This window comes from Pandoraea sp. ISTKB (assembly GCF_001721285.1).
GTDB lineage: Bacteria > Pseudomonadota > Gammaproteobacteria > Burkholderiales > Burkholderiaceae > Pandoraea > Pandoraea capi.
Genome location: NZ_MAOS01000002.1, coordinates 78,607 through 99,852 on the forward strand (window position 1 = coordinate 78,607; position 21,246 = coordinate 99,852).

The window sequence follows — 21,246 nt, forward strand, 5'->3', positions numbered from 1 at the left end:
GACACCGACATGCTGTTCCTGCGTTTTGCTATCGCGACCGATCATTACGTCATCGAGGCCAGTCATGTGGCCGAGGTGCTGCCGTGGCTGGCGCTCAAGCGCCTGCCTGCGGCGCCTGCCTGGGTCGCGGGGGCGTTCAGCTACCGGGGCGAATCCGTCCCGGTCATCGATCTGACGTGTCTGGCCACGGGGCACGGCGCGCCCGAGCGACGCTCGACGCGACTGGTGCTCGTGCACTACCCCGCGCCCGGCCCGCAGGCACGGCGGCTCGGCGTGCTTGTCGAGCGGGCGACCGATACCTTGCGCGCGGATGCCGCCGCCTTCAAGTCGAGCGGCATCGATCTGCCCGAGGGCCGCTATCTCGGCCCGGTGCTCGATACGGAAGACGGGCTCGTGCAGTGGGTGCACATCGACCAGTTGCTGAGCGACGACGCTCGTGCGCTTCTGTTCGACGCCGCGAAGGATGCACTGGCGGATGAGGCGGCCGATGCCGCTGCCGCCGACGGTGACTCGGACGGGGCCGGCGAGGCGAACGAAGTCAACGCAGCGAGGGCATCGTCATGAGTCACGTGCAAGACATCGAACGTTTGCTGCGCGACACGATGGGACTCGATGCCGAAACGCTCGGCGTCAATGCCATCGAACGCGCGGTGCGTGCACGTCTTGCCGCCCTCTCCGCCGAGATGCAGGACACGCCGCCCTACTCGCGCTACTGGCAGCGGCTGCAACAATCGCCGCAGGAGCTTCAGGCGCTGATCGAAGCGATCGTGGTGCCCGAAACATGGTTCTACCGGCATCGCGAAGCGTTCACGGCGCTGACCCAGATGGTGCAGGAGGCGCGCGCGTCGCGTCGCGGCACCCCGCGCGAAGCGCAGCCCCTCCGCTTGCTGAGTCTGCCGTGCTCGACCGGCGAAGAACCCTATTCGATGGCGATGACGATGTTCGACGCGGGATTTGCGGCGAACGACTTCACCATCGATGCGCTCGACATCAGCGAGCGTGCGCTCGCCGTGGCGCGCGAAGGGCGCTACGGGCGCAACTCGTTTCGCGGCCCGCCGGGCACGATGCTGTTTCGCGACCGCTATTTCACTCAGGAGGAAGAGAACTTCCGTGTCATCGGCGCCCTGCGTTCGCAGGTGCGCTGGCACGCGGGCAATCTCTTCGACACGTCGCTCGTCGACCGGCTGGGCACGTTCGATTTCGTCTTCTTCCGTAACGTGCTGATCTATTTCGATCGCGACGGGCAGCGTCGTGCCATCGCGGCGCTCGAACAGCTCATGCGCATGGGCGCGACGCTTTTCGCCGGACCGGCCGAGGGGGGTACGCTCACCAGCAACGGGCTGGCGCCGACCGGGCACGTGCAGGCGTTTTCGTTCCGTGTTGCCGGGCCGGTGCGCGACGTGAAGGTGCCGCCGGCCGGGACGTCGCGCCCGACGGGCACGCTCGAGACCTTCCATGCGAGCGCGCCGCACAGCCCCGTCGACGCCATCGCGCAACACCGGCCGACGCACGCGGTGCAAGTGGCCCATGTGACGCATGTCGCCCCAGCCGCAGCAGCGGCGGCCGCGTCGAGCGTTCGATCTTTCGCGCCACCCAGCGCTGCGTCACCGGAACCGGCGAGACCCGCTGCGTTCGAGAGTATCGATGCCGCCGCCCGCGCCGACCTTGCCGCCCAACTGGCGCAAGCCGGGGCTGCCGCCGATGCCGGCGACTTCGTGCATGCCGTCGCGTTGTGTCGCGCCGTACTCGCGTCGGACCGCGCCAACGCACAGGCGGAATATCTGCTGGGGCTGGTCGAGGACGCTCGCGGCGACGCGCAGGGTGCGCTCATTCATTACCGTCGCGCGTTGTATCTCGACCCGGGACACTACGAAGCGCTCGTTCACTGCGCCGCGCTGCTCGATGCGCGTGGCGATGCGGCGGGCGCGAAACGTTTGCTGGAGCGCGCCGACAGAGCCGAACGTGCCGAACGCAACGCGACGAACACTACGACGACTTCCGAATCGCATGACCAGAGGCATCGCCACGGGACACGACATCGATGACCGATCACGAATTTGCGCCTGACGCCGGTCCCGTGTCCGGCGAGCGCCCCCACACTGTCGGGTCGCCCGGATCTCCCGGTACATCGGCCGCCGGTTCGCTGCACCGCAAAGCCGCCGAACTGCTCGACCGTCTGCCGGTCGTGCCTGTCGATCCTACGCCGTGGCGTGCCAAGGCTGACGGACAGGAAATGGTGCGCGGCACGTCGCTGCTGGTTTTCCGTCTCGCCGACGAATGGCTCGCGCTGCCTGCCGCCACGATCGAAGAAGTCGCGCCGATGCGTGGCTGGCATTCGGTGCCGGGGCATCGTCAGCGCGCGTTGCTCGGACTCGTCAACCTGCGTGGCGCGCTCGTGCCGTGCCTGTCGCTCGGCGAACTGCTTGGCGTGCAACCTGCACCGCAAACGCAGACGTCTGCCACAAACACCCTGCGCGCGAGCACGGCACGATTGCTGGCGTTGCGTCATGGGCATCACCTGAGCGCGTTTCCCGTAACGGAGGTGCACGGTACGGTCACCCCCGCGAGTACGGCGTTGGGGCCGGTGCCCGCGACGGCGCTGGGTGCGTCGGATGGGTTTGCCGTGGCAGTGCTGCCGTGGCGCGACCATATCGTCGGCGTGCTCGACCCATTGCGCGTGGGCGCGGCGTTCGACCGGAGCCTCGCATGAGCGACGATCTGCAAAACGCCACGCTGCTCGACCTGTTCCGTATGGAGACGGAGACGCAGGCGCAAGTGCTCGGCGACGGGCTGCTTGCGCTCGAACGCGCCCCGACCGATGCGTCCCGGCTCGAAGCCTGCATGCGGGCGGCACACTCGCTCAAAGGCGCTGCGCGAATCGTCGGCGTGGAAGCGGGGGTGTCGCTCGCTCACGTGCTTGAAGACGCCTTCGTTGCCGCACAACGCGGTGCGCTCGTGCTTGACGTGCCGATCATCGACCGGCTGTTGCAGGGCGTGGATTTGTTGATGCGTCTGGCGCATCCGCCGGGGCGCGATCCGAACTGGGCGCAAGGCGCCGGTCGCGCGGAGATCGACACCTTTGTGAGCGCGCTCACGCAAACGCTGGCGTCGCTTGCAGGCGATGGCGCACAAGTCGCGGCATCGTCGGAAGCGCCGGATGCGTTCGACTACGCCAGCTATGGCCTGTCGACCCGTGACGCTGACGAGACCCCCGCCCGCGCTGACGGCACGATGTCGCCAATGGCGCCGACGGCACCGCAGCCGGTGTCTACGTCGATGCTGTCCACCTCGACACCTTCTTCACAGACGCAGTCGCTATCACCATCCCCATCGCTGTCCCCGTCACCTGACACGATCGGCAAACGCGAGACGTTCGATGCGCCGGGCGGTGCCGACACCGCGGGCAACACCGATGCCTCGGACAACGCCACGCGCGCGCTGCGCGTTTCGGCGGACAACCTCGATCGTTTGTTGCGACTGTCGAGCGAGGCGCTGGTGGCGTCGCGCTGGTCGCAACCGTTCGCCCAATCGTTGCAGCGCCTCAAGCGTCATCAGCACGAGGCGGGTGATGCGCTGGATCGCGTGAGTTCGGCGCTCGCGCAAGTGGCCGACCGTTCGGACGAAGACCGTCAGGCGATGCTCTCGGCGCTGGCGGATCTTCGCCGCGCGCTGGGCGGGGGCGCACAGTTGCTGGCGCAGCAGATTCACGAACTCGACGACTTCGACCGACGCTCGACGCAACTCTCGCAGCGACTGTATGACGAAGCGCTCGCGTGTCGTATGCGGCCCATCGACGATCGCCTCGGCGGATTCGCCCGCATGGTGCGCGATCTGGGCCGCTCGCTCGGCAAGCCCGCGCGACTCGAAATTCGTGGTGCCGATACGCAGGTCGACCGTGACATTCTCGACCAGCTCGAAGCGCCGCTCGGACACTTGCTGCGCAATGCCGTCGACCACGGGCTGGAAAGTCCGGAGGGGCGAGTGGCTGCGGGCAAACCTTCCGAGGGCGTCATTACCCTGAGCGCGCGCCACAGTGCGGGGCTGCTGCTCGTGAGCGTGGCCGACGACGGCGCGGGTATCGACATCGCGCGCGTGCGAGACGCTGTCGTCAAGCGGGGACTGGTCGCGCCGGACACCGCGCAGCGTCTGGACGACGACGAACTGCTCGAATTCCTGATGCTGCCGGGCTTCACGCTGCGCGACACGGTCACGGATGTGTCGGGGCGCGGGGTCGGCCTCGATGCCGTGCGCGCGATGGTGGCGATGGTGCGTGGCACGGTGCGTATCGAACATTCGCCGGGGCGCGGCACGAAGTTCATTCTGCAATTGCCGCTGACGCTTTCGGTGGTGCGCAGCCTGCTCGTCGAGGTCGCCGGGGAGCCGTACGCGCTGCCGCTTGCGAACCTGTCGTGTACGCTGGCGTTGCCGCAGGAGCATATCGACATGCTCGAAGGCCGCCCGCATTTCACGCTGGACGGCAGACAAATCGGACTCGTGAGCGCGCAGCAGGTGCTGTGCGGCACAGAGCCATCGGGCGTCTCCGGCGATCAGCCGGTCGTGGTCTTTGGCGAGGGCGAGGCACGCTACGGTTTAGCCGTCGATAAATTCCTCGGCGAGCGTATGCTGGTCGTGCAGCCGCTCGACGCCCGGCTCGGCAAGGTGCCCAACATCGCTGCGGGGGCCCTGGCGGAAGACGGCTCGCCGTTGCTCATCATCGACACGGCCGATCTGGTGCGCTCGATTGCCAAGGCCGTGGAGATGGGGTCGCTGGAACGGTTGCCGATGCGGGCGGCGCAGACGAGCGGGCGCTCACGCAAGCGGGTGCTCGTCGTCGATGATTCGCTGACCGTGCGCGAGCTGGAGCGCAAGTTGCTCGCGGCGCGCGGTTACGACGTGAGTGTGGCGGTAGACGGCATGGACGGCTGGAACGCGGTGCGCAGCGAGACGTTCGACATGGTGATCACAGACGTCGACATGCCACGCATGGACGGCATCGAACTGGTCACCCTGATCAAGCGCGATGCGCGCACGGCGGAACTGCCGGTCATGATCGTTTCATACAAGGATCGTGAGGAAGATCGACAGCGCGGACTCGATGCGGGTGCCGATTATTACCTCGCGAAGGGCAGCTTCCACGACGACGCGTTGTTGCGCGCTGTCGTGGATCTCATCGGGGAGTCGGGGTCATGAGAATCGGCATCGTCAACGATTCAGTCATCGCAGTAGAAGCCCTTCGTCGTACGCTCGCGCAGCGACCGGGTCTGGAGGTCGTCTGGGTCGCACACGACGGTGAGCAGGCGGTACGCATGTGTTCACCCGTGCCGCCCGATCTCGTACTGATGGATCTCGTCATGCCGGTCATGGATGGCGTGGCCGCCACGCGCGAGATCATGCGCCGCACACCGTGTCCGATTCTGATCGTGACGTCCGACGTGGGTCATCACGCGAGCCTCGTGTACGACGCGATGGGCGCAGGCGCGGTCGACGCGGTCGACACGCCGGTGCTGGGGACGTCGGACCTCGCACGTCCTGCGTCGTCGCTGCTCGCCAAGATCGAAGCAATTGCCGCACAGCAGGCCGATGCGCGGGTGCCGCAGACGAGCGCCCCGCCGCGTGTCTCGACCGGCACTGACGCACTTGTGGCCATCGGCGCCTCGGCGGGCGGCCCGGCAGCGCTGGCCACGTTGCTCGGGCGACTGCCGGCGAACTTCGGTGCGGGTGTGATCGTCGTACAGCATGTGGACGATGCCTTCGCGCCGGGCATGGCGGCGTGGCTCGACCAGCAGACGCCGCTCAAGGTGCGGTTGGTCGAGGCGGGAGAGCGCCCGGTCGCCGGGGCGGTGTTGCTCGCGGGCGGCAACCGGCATTTGCGAGTGGACGCGAGCGGGCGCTGCGTGTATACCGACGAACCCAGAGATGCGGTGTATCGTCCGTCCATCGATGTGTTTCTCGGCAGCGTGGCCGAGTACTGGCGCTCGCGGGCGGTCGGCGTGCTGCTGACCGGGATGGGGCGCGACGGCGCCGCAGGCCTCGGCGCCATGCGCACGCAGGGTTTCATTACGATTGCGCAGGACCGCGCAACGAGTGCGGTGTACGGCATGCCCAAAGCGGCAGCCGAAGCGGGTGCGGCCTCGCAGATTCTGCCGCTGCCGAGCATTGCGCCACAATTGGTGACGCTATTCGGCACCGTGTGAGCAGAATAACGAGATGAAAGAATCAGAGGGACGAACAACGATGACGACAACCCCGCGCCAACCTAACCCGGACCCGCAGCCGATCGGCAGCGAGAGCAGCCTGAGCGAATCGTCCGCCATGGTGCTGCTGGTCGACGATCAGGCGATGGTCGGCGAAGCGATCCGCCGCGCGCTGGCCGGCGAGCCGAACATCGACTTCCACTATTGCTCGAATCCGGAAGACGCGTTGCGTGTGGCCGAACAGACCCGCCCGACGGTCATTCTTCAGGATCTCGTCATGCCGGGCACCGACGGCCTCTCGCTCGTGCGTCAGTACCGCGCCAGTCCGCTCACTCGCGACATTCCGATCATCGTGCTGTCCACGAAGGAAGAGTCGACGATCAAGCGCGAAGCCTTCTCGGCGGGCGCCAACGACTATCTGGTCAAGCTGCCCGACACCATCGAGCTGGTCGCCCGCATTCGTTACCACTCGCGCTCCTACATGAACCTGCTGCAACGCGACGAAGCCTATCGTGCGCTGCGCGAGAGTCAGCAGCAGTTGCTGGAGACGAATCTGGAGCTGCAACGGCTCACGCATTCCGACGGCCTCACCGGACTCGCCAACCGTCGTTACTTCGACGAGTACTTCGGTGCAGAGTGGCGCCGTGCCTTGCGCGAGCAGCGCGAGATGGCGTTGCTGATGATCGACGTCGACAACTTCAAGATCTACAACGACACCTACGGGCACATTGCCGGTGACGATGTGCTGCGTCGCGTGGCGCGCACGATCGCCGACGCGGCGTCGCGTCCGGCGGATCTGGCGGCGCGTTTCGGCGGTGAAGAGTTCGTGATGGTGTTGCCGAATACGTCGGCCAGCGGGGCGGCGGCGATTGCGGAGAAGGTGCGCGCGCAGATCGAAGCGATGGCGATTGCGCATGTGGGCTCGGCCAACGGCCGGCATGTGACGATCAGTCTCGGCGGCGCGGCATTGGTGCCGCGCACGCACATGGCGTCGACCTCGTTGATCGAGTCGGCGGATCTGGCGCTGTACCGCGCCAAGCAGCAGGGCAAGAATCGCGTGGAGATGCAGCCAGGCGCTTCCTGAGCCAGGAGGGTGCATGACCTTCGAGCTGTTCTATTGGCCGGGCCTGCAAGGGCGCGGAGAGTTTGTCCGCCTCGCCTTCGAGGCCAGCGGCACACCGTATGTGGAGATTGTTCAGGGTGACGAACCCGGGCAGGGCATCGACGGGCTTCTGCACACGATGGACGATCCCGGCTGCGTCGATCCGCCCTACGCCCCGCCCTTCCTGCGTGTGCGCCACGCTTCGGGTGACGAGCTGATCGGGCAGACCGCGAACATCCTCGCCTATCTCGGACCGCTGCTGGGTCTGGTCGGCGAGTCGCCGCGTGCGCGCCGCTGGGTCAATCAACTGCAACTCACGCTTGCCGACCTCGTCGCCGAGGTGCACGACGGCCATCATCCCATCGCCAGCCGTCTTTATTACAGCAACCAGCGTGCGGAGGCGCGCAAGCGCACGGCCGATCTGATCGACTACCGTCTGCCGAAATTCTTCGGTTATTTCGAACGTGTACTGGCGAACAACCCGAGCGCGGGCGGATGGCTGTCGGAGGGCGCGATGTCGTATGCCGACTTGTCGCTGTTTCAGGTGATCGAGGGACTGTATTACGCGTTTCCGCGCGCCATGTCGGGCTTTGCCAGGGCGTTTCCTCGCTGTCAGGCGGTGCGCGACGCCGTCGCGGATGAGCCGCTGATCGCGGCGTATCTGACGTCGTCCCGGCGCATCGCGTTCAACACCACCGGCATCTTCCGTCACTACAAGGAACTGGATCGCGCCTCGCCGTTTTGATGCGCGATCAGGCGATCAGGTGATCACTCCGGCAGCGTCGTATCCCCGGCGTTCAGCGGGCGTTGCATCAGCACGGTGTCGACCCAGCGTCCGAATTTGAAGCCGACGGACTTGAGCATGCCCGCATGCTCGAAACCGCACGCCGCGTGCAGCGCGAGCGACGCCTGATTGCCGCTGTCGCCCACATTCGCGATCAGTTGCCGCCACGGGCCGCCTTCGCAACGCGCGATGAGGGTGAGCAGCAATGCGCGGCCGACACCTTGCCCGATAGCGTCGGGGGCGATGTACACCGAATCCTCCAGCGTGAACCGATACGCCGAGCGCGGACGGTAGTGCGTGGCATACGCGAATCCCAGCACCTTGCCGTCGCGTTCGGCGACGAGATACGGCAGACCGGCGTCGCGTACCTTTGCGCAGCGCGCGCGCATCTCCGCTTCGTCTGGTGGGACTTCTTCGAACGACGCGGAACCGGTACGCACATGGTGGGCGTAGATGGTCGTGATGGCGGGCAAATCGTCGTCACGCACAGGCCGCACGGTGCAAGCGCTGCGCGCAAGTTCGGTGCCGATGCGACGCGAAGCCCCTGTGTCGGGCGCATCCGTCGACGAAGACGATGCCGGGGAATGAGACGGATGAGAGGTGTCAGGCGACGACATACGAGCGAACCGGAGCATGGGATGTCAAGACGGACCGGCGCTCCGGTCCGCGAATGTCAGTAGTGTGCGCCGACCTTTGTCATAAGAAAAGCTTGTGTCGATTATGAATCGCATAAGCCTTTCTTTGAGATGAGCGTCATGCGTCTTTCGACCGTTGCCCGCCCGTCTTGCCGTCGCCGTCGTCACCTTCAGCGGGCGCGGCGGGGACGCCGCCGGCACGTAGGACAGCGTCGCCGGCGGGGGCGACGGGCTCAGCGTTCATGGCGTCGAGGCGTTGCCGCACGAAGCCGATGTGTTCACGCAGCACGTAGAACTGGTCGGCATAGGCGAGCGGAATCTTCAGCCGGTTGACGGCGGCCTCCACAGCGTCGAGCCGGTGCCGCAGGTTTTGATACTCCGTGTGGGCGTTGTCCGCCAGCGCCTCGCGTTCCAGCGCGATGAGCGCGCCGTACCAGCGATACAACCGCGACTTCACACGCCAGCTATACAGCGACGGCACCAGCCGGAAGGCCGGGATCAGCACCACGATGATCGGCACGAGCAGCACGACGATCCGGTCAGCAAGGCTTGCAATCCAGAACGGCAGATGCCGGTAAAGGAATCCCTTGCCCGACTTGTAATAACGCGCGGCGTCGTCCGAGATCGGGAATTCGTGCACCTGCGACGACGGAAACTCGTCCGCACGTTGCAGCAGATTCGCCTTGCCGTGCACTTCGCGCGCGGCCTCGATCAGCAGATCGGACAGCGCCGGGTGCAGACTTTCCCGGGCGACGAGCTCGACCGTCGGGCTGATGACGTGCACCGGCTGGGCGGGCAGGTTGCGTCCGAGGTCGAAGACCCCGCGCGGCAACGTCAACACGTTGAGATACGTAAAGCGGCGCGTATAAGCGTCGGCCTGTGCGAAGTCCATCAGCCGGACACCGGGCGTGCGGATGAGCTTGCCCATCGTCGGGCCGGTGGCGGTGTCGCCGGTGAGCATGGCGGCGTCGACGCGACCGTCGATCAGCGCTTGCGCGGCCTCCTGTCCGTCGTAGGCCGTGAGCGTGGTCGTGCCGCCCGGCTCGATGCCGTTCGCCTTGAGTAACGTCAGCGACAGCGCGCGTGCACCACTGCCCTCGCGGCCGATGGCGATGCGCTTGCCGGCGAAGTCCGAGAGCTTGGTGACGCGCGGACCGCTATAGAACACCGAAATGGGGGCGTAGAACATGCTGCCCAGCGACACGAGGCCGTCGGTATCGAGGCCCTGCGACACGCCGCCCTGCACGAGGCCGAGATCGACGTTCTGGTGCTCGTCGGCAAGACGCTCGACGTTCTGACGCGAGCCTTCCGATGGCAGCACATTGAGGGTGATGCCATCGCGCGCGAGGATGGTCTTGTATCGCTGCGCCGCATTCCAGAACGAGCTGCCTTCCGGTCCGGCGCTGATGGTGACGGTGCGCGGCGGCGCCGGTTGTACGAGCCACACGGCAAGCCAGATGGCCGCAATCGCGATCAGGACCACGGGGCCGAAGGAGACGGCGAGATCTCGCCAGGAAATCGCGACGAAGCGCGCGCGGAGTCGCCGGTGGGCGGGTTGGTTCGAGTCAGTCGTCATTACTTGATCAGGCGGGCTTGTCCAACACCCGGCCGATCATACGCCATCTACGGACACCCTTTTCAGTGCCGGACCAAAACGGCGGGGCGTCCGGGGGGCTCAGCGATTGGCGAGACTTTGTGCGAGCTGCTTCCAGAGGTGATCGGCCGCGGGCGAGAGACGGCGTCCGACGCGGGTCATCATCTGGCTGGAGAACCCCGCAGCAATCGGATGATCGATGGGCACCGCGACCAGTTCGCCGAGTTCGATGCCGCGTCGCGCCGTGATCGCCGACATGAACGCCACGCCAAGACCGGCGGCGGCGAGCGTCTGCGCCGTATTGAACAGGTCGACGCGGTAGGCGGGCGTCACATTAAGCCGGGCGGTATCGAGCACCGAGTGCACGAAATGCTGCACGCCGTGTGCCTCCGTCATGAAGATGAGCCGCTCGTGTACCAGTTCCGATGGCGGCACGCTGGTCATCTTCGCGAATCGGTGCGTGGGGGCGACCACGGCGCACAGCGCCTTCGCCGCGAAGGGATGGATGCGCATGGCCGGGTCGTCCTCGGAGCGCGCACACAGGCCGATGTCGACCACGTCGTCACGCACGAGCGAGAGCACCGCCGGTGTGGGACCGGAGCGGATCTCGACGAGGATGTCGGGATAGCTCATCGAGAAGCGCTGCAACGCCTGCGCGATCAGCCGCCCGATGAAGCCCTCGCCCACGCCGATCGCCACCCGTCCCCGCTTCAGATGCCGGTATTCCTCCAGGCGCGCCGACAGATCGCGCTGGCGGCGCTGGCCGTCGCGGTAGTAATCGATGAGTACCTGACCGATTTCGGTGACGCTCACATTGCGTCCGCGTCGCTCGATGAGCGGGAAGCGCAGACGTCGCTCCAGCGCCGCGATCTGACGGCTGACCACCGAGGGGTTCACGCCGAGCGATTCGGCGGCCATGCGCACGCCGCCGGTCGCGGCAATTTCGGCCAGGTATTTGAGCGGACGCTCGCCGATGTCGTCCATCCATGAATCGCCGGTCATCATTGGTTTCACCGTTGTTTCACTGCCAGGTTCAGGCGAATGGGCGGATTGGATTGCCAAGTCCTTGAATCGACGTTGGTTTTTGCTATCGATACAGACATCGTGCCGATAGCCGGATACCCGCAACTGTTGCCTTGAAAGCAACATTCTGACGTGGTTTGCGTCATGGGTGCGAAATTTCGTCGGTGCAATACTCCGCGTTATTCAAAAAGAGAGGAGCCCCCGATGAGCGAGATTCGCTATTGCGAGGTGAGCGATCTGGCCGATGCGCGCGAGCAGTTGGCCGATATTCGTCACCACATCCATCAACACCCCGAGCTGTCTTACGAGGAAGTCGACACGTCGCGTTACGTGGCCGAGAAGCTGGAGAGCTGGGGGTATCGGGTCACCCGTAACGTCGGCGGTCACGGCGTGGTGGCCTCGCTCACCGTGGGCACGAGTTCGCGTACGGTCGGCGTGCGTGCCGACATGGACGCCTTGCCGATCCACGAACAGACGGGATTGGCATATGCCAGCGTTCACGACGGCAAGATGCACGCGTGCGGCCACGACGGCCACACGACCGTGTTGCTCGGCGCGGCGCAGCATCTCGCGAAGACGCGCAACTTCGACGGCACCGTCAATCTGATTTTCCAGCCGGCGGAAGAAGCCGGTTCGAACAGCGGCGCCGAGCAGATGATTGCCGACGGCCTGTTCGAGCGCTTCCCGTGCGAAGCGATCTTCGGGCTGCACAACCATCCGGGCATTGCCACGGGCACGTTCGGTTTCCGTGCCGGTCCGCTCATGGCGGCCTGCGATACCGTCAAGATTCGCATTCACGGTCGTGGCGGTCATGCTGCGCGTCCGCATCTGGCCATCGATCCGGTGATGATCGGCAGCAGCCTCGTGATGGCGCTGCAAACGGTTGTCGCGCGCAACATCGACCCGACCGAAGCGGCCGTGGTAACGGTCGGCACGTTCCACGCGGGTTTCGCGCCGAACGTGATTCCGGAAGAAGCGACGATGGAAATGAGCGTGCGCTCGTTCTCGGCGAAGGTGCGCGCCACGCTCGAAGAGCGCATCCGTGCACTGGTGAAGTCGCATACCGAAGGGTATGGCGCGAGCGCCAATATCGAGTACATCCGTGGTTATCCGGTGCTGGTGAACAGCGAAGCCGAGACCGAGTTCGCGCACAGCGTGGCGAAAGAGCTGGTCGGTGACGAGCACATCATTGCGCCGTTCCCGCCGATCGCGGGCAGCGAAGATTTTGCGTACTACCTGCAAAAGGTGCCGGGCTGCTTCATCCGCCTCGGTAATGGCGAAGGCCGCCCGATGCTGCACAACGCCAAATACGATTTCAACGACGACAATCTGACCATCGGTGCCGCCTTCTGGACGCGTCTGGTCGAACGCTTTCTTGCCAAGGACCGCGCATGAGCATTGCATCGCAAACCCAATCGCCGTCGTTTGCCGCTGACGGCACCACGTCGTCGCCAGCGTCGCAAATGTCCGCTGCGCAGCAACGCAAGATCGTTTTCGCCGCCGTCATCGGCAACCTGCTGGAGTTCTTCGACTTCACGGTCTACAGCTATTTCGCGCTGACGATCGGCAAGCAATTCTTCCCGGCGGACGACCCCATCACGTCGTCGCTGCTCGCCTTCGCGGTGTTTGCCGTGGGCTTCGTGATGCGCCCGCTCGGCGGTATCGTGCTGGGTCGCTACGCCGACCGCGCGGGCCGCAAGCCGGCATTGACGCTGACCATCTTGCTGATGGCGGTGGGATCGGCGGCCATCGGTCTGGCGCCGACGTATGCGCAGATCGGTCTTGCGGCACCGCTGCTGATCGTGAGCGCGCGTCTGCTGCAAGGCTTCGCGCAGGGCGGCGAGTTCGGTGCGGCGACGGCGACGCTGCTGGAAGTGGGCGGCGCGAAGAGCCGTGGCTTCCGCGCGAGCTGGCAGTTGGCGAGTCAGGGCGCAGCCGCCCTGCTCGGTTCGGGTCTGGCGGCGAGCCTCGGCTTCCTGCTCTCGGACGACACCATGCACAGCTGGGGCTGGCGTATCCCGTTCCTGCTGGGCACGCTGATCGCGCCGGTCGGTATCTACCTGCGTCGTCACATTCAGGAAGAGCCGCCGAAGGCGAAGGCTGTCGCCGGTCGCGACGACCCGAAGCGTGGCGTGTACGTGCGTAACTGGTTCCTCACGATCTTCTCGATCGCGGGCATGTCCGTGTCGACGTACGTGATGATGTACTACATGCCGACGTACTGCATTCAGTACCTGGGTCTGCCGCCGAAGATGTCGATGCTCGCGGGTGTGGCCGCCAGCACGATCTCGCTGGTGATGTGCCCGATCTACGGCGCGTGGTCGGACAAGATGGGCAAGCGCAAGCCGCTCACGATGGCCGGACGTGTGGCGCTCATCGTCCTGCTCTACCCGGCGTTCTGGATCATGACGCACTACCCGTCGCTGCCGGTCGTGCTGGCGGCGCTGATCGTGCTGATGTTCTGCTACACGATGGGGTCGGCGCCGGCGTACGCGCTGATGCCGGAGAACTTCCCGAAGCATCTGCGTGCCGGCTACATGTCGAGCGCGTATGCGATTTCGGTGTCGGTGTTCGGCGGCACGGCACAGCTCGTCGCGGGCTGGCTGATTCGCGTGACCGGCAACAAGATGGCCCCGGCGTGGTACATGATCGTCTGCGTGGTCGTCTCGCTCATCGCCGTGTCGATGTTCGAAGAAACCGGGAACAAGGTGCTGGACGAGTAAATGTGTACGTGCCGCCAGCGTGGCACGGCTGAGCCGGACGTTATTGTCCGGCCTGCTCGGCGGGGGGCGTCGACACCGGCGTTAGTGCACCTTCCCCGCCAAGCGAGAGCGACTGTGTCGCGGGAAGGTAGGTAAAGACTTTCCCGTCGGTGACACTCAGATCGACGTGCACGAGGGGCATGAAGCGCCCGGTCGTCAACATGTAATCGCGCTGGACGTACTGCGCACCGGCGACCTCTTCGCCCATATAGAAAATTGCCTCGATCGGGAGTTCGACGGGAATGTCCTGCGGCCACGGAGCGATTATCGCTTCGTTGTGCCGTAGCTCGTTCCCTACCCACTGAATGCCGGGACGAACGTCGATACTCAATTGAAACGAGACAGGGTCGACGTCGAACGCGCACGTGGAGTGCGGTTTGTAGTGGGCATGGAACGCGGCGATGGTCGTGACGTTCATCGCGTTGCAGAGCACGTCGTACGCCTTGTAGCAACGGTCCGTCGCGTGACCGGTCGCGCCGTCCTGCGCGTAGATGCATCGAAGGGTCAGCGGCCATTTCGTCGGCGCACCGAGTTCGCGCATGATGAGTCCGGCATCGTTATTTTTCCAGTAAATCGATTTCGCGTCGCCGTCGGCGCGAATGTACGAGAACGACACGCCGTCTTTACTGACGGAGTCCGGACTGGGATTCCATGACTTGAATGCCGCACCCCAGCCGGTCGTTCGAATCATGACCCCATTGCAGAAGTAGCCGGCGCGCCCGTCCGGGCAGATTCGTCGAGTGTCCGCAAAACGTGCGTTGAGATCGTTGACGGTCGCATACCCGACATCCAGCTGATCGCGCGCATCGAACCCGAATACCGTCGCGCCCTTCGCCCCGAAGGCGACGCGCAGAATCGGCATCCATTCCCCGGACTTGTCGAAGTACTGACGCTGGTACTCCAGCGCCGTGGCGAGTTGCCCACCGTTACCGACGTCGTAGTAGATCGCCTGCGCGGCAAGCTTCCCCGGTGCGGCGGGGTCCCACAGGCTCACGCCCGCAGTGTTCGGCTGCCCCGGGCAATCGTTGCAAGGTGACGGATTGGTGGCGCCCGGCGGGGGACATCCGCAAACGAGCGTGTAGGGCTTGCCGCTTCCGGCCGCTTCGGGACGCGGCGCGAGAATGAAGCCGATGGAATCGCTCAGATGTGTCGTCTCGATATCGCGCCGCACGAAATCGAGACGGGCGATGCCGTTCGCCGTCTCGTCGGCGCTCAAGGCGAAGAGATCGCCGCCGGGTGTCGGCGCGGGGCGCATGAGCACGCCGGAGCACTCCTGCACGGGACTGGCGACGAGGCATTTCGACGGTGTCTTCTGATAGCGCTGGTTGATCAGATAGGCGACGTCGGCCCCGGAGATTGCCAACGCCGGGAGCGCATTCAGTGCCGTCCACAGTGCGAACAGCGACAGGAAAATTCGTGAGAGGCGACGCATGAGAGTCTCCACGGCAAAGCCCGTAGACAAGCGTAGCCCGCTATGCCGTCCGCATCACCTGACAACGTTGACAGGTCACGCCTTGCGCGCTGCCTGGCTGGTCGATTGCGTATCTGTCTTGAGCGCTGCTACAGCCGCTCGAAGATCGCGGCAATTCCCTGCCCACCACCGATGCACGTCGTGACCAGCGCATAGCGTGCGCCGGTGCGCTGCAACTCGTAGACGGCTTTCGTCACCATGATCGCGCCGGTCGCCCCGACCGGATGACCCAGCGCAATCGCGCCGCCGTTCGGATTGACGCGTGAAGCATCGAGCGCCATCTCCTTCAGAAACGCACCGACCACCGACGCGAAGGCTTCGTTGAGTTCGATCACGCCCATATGGCGAATGTGAAGGTCTGCACGTTTGAGGACCTCTCGCGTTGCGACGACCGGCCCGATCCCCATTTCCTCCGGCAATACGCCGACGCGCGCATGTGCGATGAGGCGTGCCATCGGACGTAGCCGTCGCGCTTGCGCGTTGCGTGCAGTCGTCATCAGCACCGCGCTCGCTGCGTCGTTGATCCCTGACGCGTTGGCGGCGGTGATCGTGCCGTTCTCGCGTCGGAAGACGGGTTGGCTTTGCGCGAAATCGGCGGCATCTGGCGTCGCACGCACGCGTTCGTCACGCGTGAACGTTGCCGGCTTGCGTGCGGAGCCGACATCGACCGGCACGATCTGCGCGTCGAAGTAGCCGGCATCGATCGCGTGTGCCGCGCGCTGGTGCGACGACAGGGCGATGGCGTCCTGCTGCGCGCGATCGATGTCGAAGCGCGTGGCGATGCGCTCGCCCAGCTCGCCCATGTGAACCCCCGTCATCGGATCGGTCAGGCCGCCCATGAGGGTATCGGTCGCGATCACGTCGCCGGGACGCGTGCCGAAGCGATTCGCCGGTAGCAGATAAGGCGCGAGGCTCATGGTTTCGGCGCCGCCGCCAATGGCGGTCTCGGCCTCGCCCGAGTCGATGAACTGGGCCGCGAGCAGCACCGCTTCGAGGCCGGAGCCACAAAGCCGATTGACCGTCAGCGCACCGGCGCGTGGCGCTACACCGCCGCCAATGGCAGCGCGCCGGGCGAGATACATGTCGCTTGCCGAGGTCTGATGGACGTTGCCGAAGACGACCTGATCGATGGCGTCGCCCGCCGTGCCGGTGCGATCCAGCAACGCCTGCACGACGACACTTCCTAGATGTGCGGGCGTCTTCTCCCGCAACGTTCCGCCGAATTCGCCGATAGCGGTGCGAACGGCGTCGATGATGACGATGTCGTGTTGCATACGGTCGCTCCCCCGGACACTAGTGAGTCACGTCATTGCGGAATGTCCTTCGGCGACATCGGCACAGGGGGCAACGCACTTGCACCGCTCTGGGCGAAGGACTGTGCCGCGAGGTCGTAGGTGAAGATCTGCCCGTCGGTGGCGTTGAGATCCACCTTGACGATGGGCATGAAGCGGCCTGTCGTGCTCAGGTAGTCTCTCTGTACGTATTGCGTTCCACTGGCATCGTCGTTCATGTAAAAAAACGCTTCGATGCCGATCTGCTCGGGAATATCCTGAGGCCAGATGGCGATGATCGCTTCGTTCCAGGCGTGCTTGTACTCTTGGGGTAGTAACGGGCGTGCCTCGAAGCTCACATAGAACGGTATTGGGCTCGGATCGAAGGCGCAGAGTCTCCCGGTTGTGAGCAGATATGACACCAAGGCTTGTGCAGTGTGGATGTTCATCTCGCCGCATAACACCGAGGTCATCTGGTAGCATCGATCCGGCGGAGTGCTTCCCACGTCTCGTGTATAAATGCACCGCATCTCCAAAGGGTGTGCTATTGGAGCGGCGAACTCGCGATGAATGACGCCGGCATCGTTGCCGTGCCAGAAGAGTCTTTCGACGAACGTATCAGCGCGAATGTACGAGAACGACACGCCGTTCGCTGCCACGGATCCGGGACTGGGATTCCAGGACTTAAAGCCCGTGCCCCAACCAGTGACGCGGATGACGACACCGCTGCAAAAATATGCAGCGCGTCCGTCGGGGCAAACCTTACGGGTGTCAGCGTATCGCGCATTGAGCGCTTTCGCGGTGGCATAACCGACATCCAGCTGATCGGTAGCATCGAACCCGAAAGTCGTGGTGCCCTGCGCCCCGAAAGCGACGCGCAAAATAGGCTTCCATTCCCCGGATTTGTTGAAGTATTGACGCTGGTATTCCAGCGCGGTGGCGAGTTGCCCGCCGTTGTCGACATCGTAATAGATCGCTTGCGCCGCGATTTTCTCCGGGGCTGCGGGATCCCACAGACTCACGCCTGCGGTGTTCGGCTGCCCGGGGCAGTCGTTGCATGGCGACGGATTGGAGGCGCCCGGTGGCGGACATCCGCACAAGAGATCGTAGGGCTTACCGTTCCCGACGGCCTCGGGCCGTGGGGCGAGAATGAAACCGACGGAGTCGCTCAGATGTGTCGTTTCGATATCGCGCCGCACGAAATCGAACCGCGCCATGCCGTTCGCCGTCTCGTCCGCGCTTAACGCGAAGAGATCGCCACCCGGCGTCGGTGCGGGGCGCATGAGTACGCCGGAGCACTCCTGCACGGGGTTGGCGACGAAACACTTCGACGGCGTTTTCTGGTAACGCTGGTTGATCTGATAAGCGACGTCGGCACCGGAGAGCGCCCAGGCCGGGAGCGCGAGTAACGCGACCCACAGCCCGACCCACAGCGAGACGAACGGCAGGCAGATTCGTGAGATGCGACGCATGAACGCCTCCACAGCTAAACACCACTGCAAGCGTATGCCGCTTCCTGTATCGCATCACCTGACAACGTTGACAGGTCGTGCGCCATCTCAGTACCGATCGTACGTGCCGATCAGCGCTCGCCGACGTCTTGTGCCAAGCCAACCCGCGTATTAGCTCACACGGTCACTCGCCGAACTTCGCCCCCGTATCCAGCGGATACACCGGACGACTCACGCGCGAGAATGGAAAGAGTGCGTAGTTCGAACTCGTCACACCGTCGCTGTCGCATTCCACCAGTCCGGCCGAGATCGGGACGAACACGGGGCGACAGTACATGCGCGACTTGAGCAGCAGGAACCGCTCGCGGTGCGGGTCAAGCTCCACGCACGTGAATACGCCGTGATCCCACGGCTCGTGCGTGCGCTCCGTGACGACGATGCGTGCCGGTCCGATATCGAACAGCACAGTCCGACCCATGTAGCAGCGCTGGCCCGTGTAGGTCGGCCCCGAGACGATGTACTCGCCGTCGCTGATCTTGCGCACGATGCCGGTAAGCACCGGCGGTGTCTTCGTGATGCCCAGTTGCGTGAGCGGACGCTTGTTGCCCACGGCCAGCGTGACCTCGGCGCCCTCGCCTGCGGCGATCAGCGTCGCCACTGCTTCCGGGTCGCACAATGGACCGACGCCGATGCCCGTCAGCCCGCCGGCCAGCGCCGCTTCCAGCACGTCCATCGTGTCGCACGTGCCGCCCGACATGCAGTTGTCGCTGTGATCGAGCAGCAGCACCGGCTTGTCGGCGCCTTCGGCCAGTTGTCTTGCCTCGGCAATCGAGTCGGCGAGCGGCGCACTACGGTAGACGAAATCGTCGCGTTCGTCCCAGATCTGCGCCGCGATGCGATCCGCCACCGCCTGTGCACGCGCGACGCCGCCCTCGCCCGCTTCTGCCGTCACCACCACGCTGATGCACGGCGCGGGGATATCGGCGAGCGAAAAGCCGGAGAACACGGAGACGGCCGGGATACCCTCCTCCGCTTCGGCGCGCCGCGCGGCGTCCAGCGCGCGTTTCATCGCGCCGCCATGGCTCGTGCTGCGTAGCGTATGCACCATCAACGGCGGTTGTTGCCACACGACCGTCGGACGATGCTTGCCCGCGAGTCGCTCGAACAGCAGACGTCCGGCATGTTCGCCCGTCTCGTACATGTCGATGTGCGGATACGTCTTGAAGCCGACGACGATGTCGGCGTTCGCCACGATCTTCGCGGTGACGTTCGCATGCAGATCGAGGGCGACGGCAATCGGCGTGTCCGGCGCGGCCGCGCGTACGCGTTCGAGCAGGTCGCCCTCGCCGTCGTTGCTGTTCTCCGCCACCATCGCGCCGTGCAGGTCGAGCAGGATGGCGTCGACCCCCGTGGCGGCCGCCACGATGCGACGACACAGTTCATCGTAGGCGCTCGCCGCCACAGGACCGCTGGGATTCGCCCCGGCGGACACGGGCGTCACCATCTGCGCGCCCGCCGCCTCTGCCAGATCGATGAACGCGGCCATCGCCGTGCGCATGCCCTTGTTGTCGCGATAGGCCTCGGCGTCGTAGGTCGGGCCGTGATTGCCGAAAGCGTCGAGCGGCGTGGGCACCGGCGAGAACGTGTTCGTCTCGTGGTTCATGCGCGCGATCATCACTTTCATGCCGCACCTCCGGCGCGTTGCAGCATCGCCTGGAGCAGCACGTTGCAACCGGCTTCGAGATGCGCCGGATCGGCGTCTTCGATCTCGTTGTGGCTGATGCCGTCCTTGCATGGCACGAAGATCATTGCGGTGGGTGCGACGCGCGCGAGATACACGGCGTCGTGTCCCGCACCGCTGATGGCGTCCATCGACGAATAGCCGAGCGTCTGGGCACCGGTGCGGATCGCGTCGACGAGTTCCGGCGCAAACGGTTGCGGCGGGAAGTACACGACCTGCTCGATGGCGACGTCGATGCCGTTGGCGTTCAACGCGGTGCACTCGGCACGAAGCTTGGCGTTCAGGGCGTCGAGCGTGGCGTCGTCGGCCGCGCGCAGATCGACGGAGAGCTTCACGCGCCCCGGAATGACGTTGCGCGAATTCGGATAGTTATCGATCCAGCCGACCGTGCCACGGGCATGCGGCGCATGCTCGCACGCGATACGGTTGACGGCCTGGATCAACTGGGCAGCCGCGAGCAGCGCGTCGCGGCGCAGTTCCATCGGCGTGGGGCCGGCGTGCGCTTCCATGCCGGTGATGGTCACGTCGTACCAGCGCTGGCCGAGTGCGCCCTGCACGACGCCAATGGTCTTGTCATGCGCTTCGAGCACCGGACCTTGCTCGATGTGCGCTTCGAAGTACGCGCCGACCGCGCCGGGCTGACCCACGGCCGACGTCGGACCTGCATACCCGATGCTGCCGAGCGCTTCGGCCACGCTCACGCCGTCGTGATCCTTCTGGGCGAGTGCGTGCTCCAACGTAAATGCGCCAGCGTAGACGCCGGAGCCCATCATCACCGGCACGAAGCGCGAGCCCTCCTCGTTCGTCCACACAGCGACTTCGAGCGGTGCTTCCGTCACGATGTGGTTGTCGTTGAGCGTGCGCAGCACTTCCAGCCCGGCGAGCACACCGTAGTTGCCGTCGAACTTGCCGCCGGTCGGCTGCGTGTCGATGTGGCTACCGGTCATCACGGGCGGCAGTGTATCGTTGCGCCCCGCGCGCCGCGCGAAGATGTTGCCGATGGCGTCGATGCGCACCGTGCAGCCGATTTCCTTCGCCCACGCGACGAACAGATCGCGGCCCTGCCGGTCGAGATCCGTCAGCGCCAGACGGCATACGCCGCCCTTGTCCGTCGCACCGATTTGCGCGAGTTGCATGAGGCTGTCCCACAGGCGCGCACCGTCGATGCGCACTGCGGCAGCCGGTTGGTCGAGACGTTCCATGTTCCACTGATCCTTG

General features: G+C 65.2%; 17 protein-coding genes. 9 read left to right on the top strand and 8 right to left on the bottom strand.

What is annotated here, in order from left to right; genetic code table 11:
- Positions 1 to 9: 9 nt before the first annotated feature.
- Genes A9762_RS02790 through A9762_RS02820 form a run of 7 tightly spaced genes read left to right on the top strand, consistent with a single transcriptional unit; the run spans position 10 to position 8,041 of the window.
- On the top strand, positions 10 to 564 hold the full coding sequence (locus tag A9762_RS02790) for a chemotaxis protein CheW (RefSeq protein WP_083253575.1): 555 nt from the start codon (positions 10 to 12) through the stop codon (positions 562 to 564).
- Complete coding sequence (locus tag A9762_RS02795) at positions 561 to 2,045, top strand: CheR family methyltransferase (RefSeq protein ID WP_069340532.1); 1,485 nt, start codon at positions 561 to 563, stop codon at positions 2,043 to 2,045. The genes A9762_RS02790 and A9762_RS02795 overlap by 4 nt, the downstream gene beginning before the upstream one ends.
- Complete coding sequence (locus A9762_RS02800) at positions 2,042 to 2,710, top strand: chemotaxis protein CheW (protein WP_069340533.1); 669 nt, start codon at positions 2,042 to 2,044, stop codon at positions 2,708 to 2,710. Before A9762_RS02795 ends, A9762_RS02800 begins: the two co-directional genes overlap by 4 nt.
- Positions 2,707 to 5,190: a hybrid sensor histidine kinase/response regulator gene (locus tag A9762_RS02805; RefSeq protein ID WP_069340534.1), complete on the top strand. Its 2,484-nt coding sequence runs from the start codon at positions 2,707 to 2,709 to the stop codon at positions 5,188 to 5,190. Before A9762_RS02800 ends, A9762_RS02805 begins: the two co-directional genes overlap by 4 nt.
- Complete coding sequence (locus tag A9762_RS02810; RefSeq protein ID WP_069340535.1) at positions 5,187 to 6,194, top strand: chemotaxis response regulator protein-glutamate methylesterase; 1,008 nt, start codon at positions 5,187 to 5,189, stop codon at positions 6,192 to 6,194. Before A9762_RS02805 ends, A9762_RS02810 begins: the two co-directional genes overlap by 4 nt.
- 40 nt (positions 6,195 to 6,234) lie before the next feature.
- On the top strand, positions 6,235 to 7,278 hold the full coding sequence (locus A9762_RS02815; RefSeq protein WP_083253576.1) for a PleD family two-component system response regulator: 1,044 nt from the start codon (positions 6,235 to 6,237) through the stop codon (positions 7,276 to 7,278).
- A gap of 13 nt (positions 7,279 to 7,291) precedes the next feature.
- Entirely contained in the window at positions 7,292 to 8,041 is a 750-nt protein-coding gene (locus tag A9762_RS02820; protein WP_069340536.1) for a glutathione S-transferase, read from the top strand.
- Between the two features lie 23 nt (positions 8,042 to 8,064).
- Here A9762_RS02820 and A9762_RS02825 read toward each other — a convergent pair whose 3' ends face one another.
- From A9762_RS02825 to A9762_RS02835, 3 genes are all read right to left on the bottom strand, one after another.
- Complete coding sequence (locus tag A9762_RS02825; RefSeq protein ID WP_240493424.1) at positions 8,065 to 8,568, bottom strand: GNAT family N-acetyltransferase; 504 nt, start codon at positions 8,566 to 8,568, stop codon at positions 8,065 to 8,067.
- 265 nt (positions 8,569 to 8,833) lie between these two features.
- Entirely contained in the window at positions 8,834 to 10,291 is a 1,458-nt protein-coding gene (locus A9762_RS02830) for a TAXI family TRAP transporter solute-binding subunit (protein WP_069340537.1), read from the bottom strand.
- Positions 10,292 to 10,390: 99 nt separating this feature from the next.
- Entirely contained in the window at positions 10,391 to 11,314 is a 924-nt protein-coding gene (locus A9762_RS02835; RefSeq protein ID WP_240493425.1) for a LysR family transcriptional regulator, read from the bottom strand.
- A 222-nt stretch (positions 11,315 to 11,536) separates the two neighbouring features.
- Between A9762_RS02835 and A9762_RS02840 the strand changes: the two genes are divergently transcribed.
- Positions 11,537 to 12,727, top strand: a complete 1,191-nt coding sequence (locus tag A9762_RS02840) for a M20 aminoacylase family protein (protein ID WP_069340538.1) — start codon at positions 11,537 to 11,539, stop codon at positions 12,725 to 12,727.
- Positions 12,724 to 14,055, top strand: coding sequence for an MFS transporter (locus tag A9762_RS02845; RefSeq protein WP_240493426.1), 1,332 nt, complete (start codon positions 12,724 to 12,726; stop codon positions 14,053 to 14,055). The genes A9762_RS02840 and A9762_RS02845 overlap by 4 nt, the downstream gene beginning before the upstream one ends.
- Before the next feature lie 40 nt (positions 14,056 to 14,095).
- On the opposite strand, the gene A9762_RS02850 is transcribed toward A9762_RS02845, so the two are convergent.
- The 5 genes from A9762_RS02850 to A9762_RS02870 all read right to left on the bottom strand — a co-directional run bounded on the left by A9762_RS02850 (position 14,096) and on the right by A9762_RS02870 (position 21,230).
- On the bottom strand, positions 14,096 to 15,526 hold the full coding sequence (locus A9762_RS02850) for a hypothetical protein (RefSeq protein ID WP_069340539.1): 1,431 nt from the start codon (positions 15,524 to 15,526) through the stop codon (positions 14,096 to 14,098).
- Between the two features lie 128 nt (positions 15,527 to 15,654).
- Positions 15,655 to 16,839, bottom strand: a complete 1,185-nt coding sequence (locus tag A9762_RS02855; protein WP_069340540.1) for an acetyl-CoA C-acyltransferase — start codon at positions 16,837 to 16,839, stop codon at positions 15,655 to 15,657.
- A gap of 32 nt (positions 16,840 to 16,871) precedes the next feature.
- The gene (locus A9762_RS02860) at positions 16,872 to 18,119 is read right to left on the bottom strand and encodes a hypothetical protein (protein WP_139133039.1); all 1,248 of its coding nucleotides are present in this window, start codon (positions 18,117 to 18,119) and stop codon (positions 16,872 to 16,874) included.
- A 352-nt stretch (positions 18,120 to 18,471) separates the two neighbouring features.
- Entirely contained in the window at positions 18,472 to 19,971 is a 1,500-nt protein-coding gene (locus A9762_RS02865; RefSeq protein ID WP_069340542.1) for a M81 family metallopeptidase, read from the bottom strand.
- Positions 19,968 to 21,230, bottom strand: a complete 1,263-nt coding sequence (locus A9762_RS02870; RefSeq protein WP_069340543.1) for a Zn-dependent hydrolase — start codon at positions 21,228 to 21,230, stop codon at positions 19,968 to 19,970. Before A9762_RS02870 ends, A9762_RS02865 begins: the two co-directional genes overlap by 4 nt.
- Positions 21,231 to 21,246: the final 16 nt, after the last annotated feature.

Excerpts from the sequence above, each read along its gene's own strand:
- A9762_RS02790 (WP_083253575.1), top strand. The coding sequence starts at position 10 with ATGCTGTTCCTGCGTTTTGCTATCGCGACCGATCATTACGTCATCGAG.
- A9762_RS02795 (WP_069340532.1), top strand. The coding sequence starts at position 561 with ATGAGTCACGTGCAAGACATCGAACGTTTGCTGCGCGACACGATGGGA.
- A9762_RS02800 (WP_069340533.1), top strand. The coding sequence starts at position 2,042 with ATGACCGATCACGAATTTGCGCCTGACGCCGGTCCCGTGTCCGGCGAG.
- A9762_RS02805 (WP_069340534.1), top strand. The coding sequence starts at position 2,707 with ATGAGCGACGATCTGCAAAACGCCACGCTGCTCGACCTGTTCCGTATG.
- A9762_RS02810 (WP_069340535.1), top strand. The coding sequence starts at position 5,187 with ATGAGAATCGGCATCGTCAACGATTCAGTCATCGCAGTAGAAGCCCTT.
- A9762_RS02815 (WP_083253576.1), top strand. The coding sequence starts at position 6,235 with ATGACGACAACCCCGCGCCAACCTAACCCGGACCCGCAGCCGATCGGC.
- A9762_RS02820 (WP_069340536.1), top strand. The coding sequence starts at position 7,292 with ATGACCTTCGAGCTGTTCTATTGGCCGGGCCTGCAAGGGCGCGGAGAG.
- A9762_RS02830 (WP_069340537.1), bottom strand. The coding sequence starts at position 10,291 with ATGACGACTGACTCGAACCAACCCGCCCACCGGCGACTCCGCGCGCGC.
- A9762_RS02835 (WP_240493425.1), bottom strand. The coding sequence starts at position 11,314 with ATGATGACCGGCGATTCATGGATGGACGACATCGGCGAGCGTCCGCTC.
- A9762_RS02840 (WP_069340538.1), top strand. The coding sequence starts at position 11,537 with ATGAGCGAGATTCGCTATTGCGAGGTGAGCGATCTGGCCGATGCGCGC.
- A9762_RS02845 (WP_240493426.1), top strand. The coding sequence starts at position 12,724 with ATGAGCATTGCATCGCAAACCCAATCGCCGTCGTTTGCCGCTGACGGC.
- A9762_RS02850 (WP_069340539.1), bottom strand. The coding sequence starts at position 15,526 with ATGCGTCGCCTCTCACGAATTTTCCTGTCGCTGTTCGCACTGTGGACG.
- A9762_RS02855 (WP_069340540.1), bottom strand. The coding sequence starts at position 16,839 with ATGCAACACGACATCGTCATCATCGACGCCGTTCGCACCGCTATCGGC.
- A9762_RS02860 (WP_139133039.1), bottom strand. The coding sequence starts at position 18,119 with ATGCGCCCCGCACCGACGCCGGGTGGCGATCTCTTCGCGTTAAGCGCG.
- A9762_RS02865 (WP_069340542.1), bottom strand. The coding sequence starts at position 19,971 with ATGAAAGTGATGATCGCGCGCATGAACCACGAGACGAACACGTTCTCG.
- A9762_RS02870 (WP_069340543.1), bottom strand. The coding sequence starts at position 21,230 with ATGGAACGTCTCGACCAACCGGCTGCCGCAGTGCGCATCGACGGTGCG.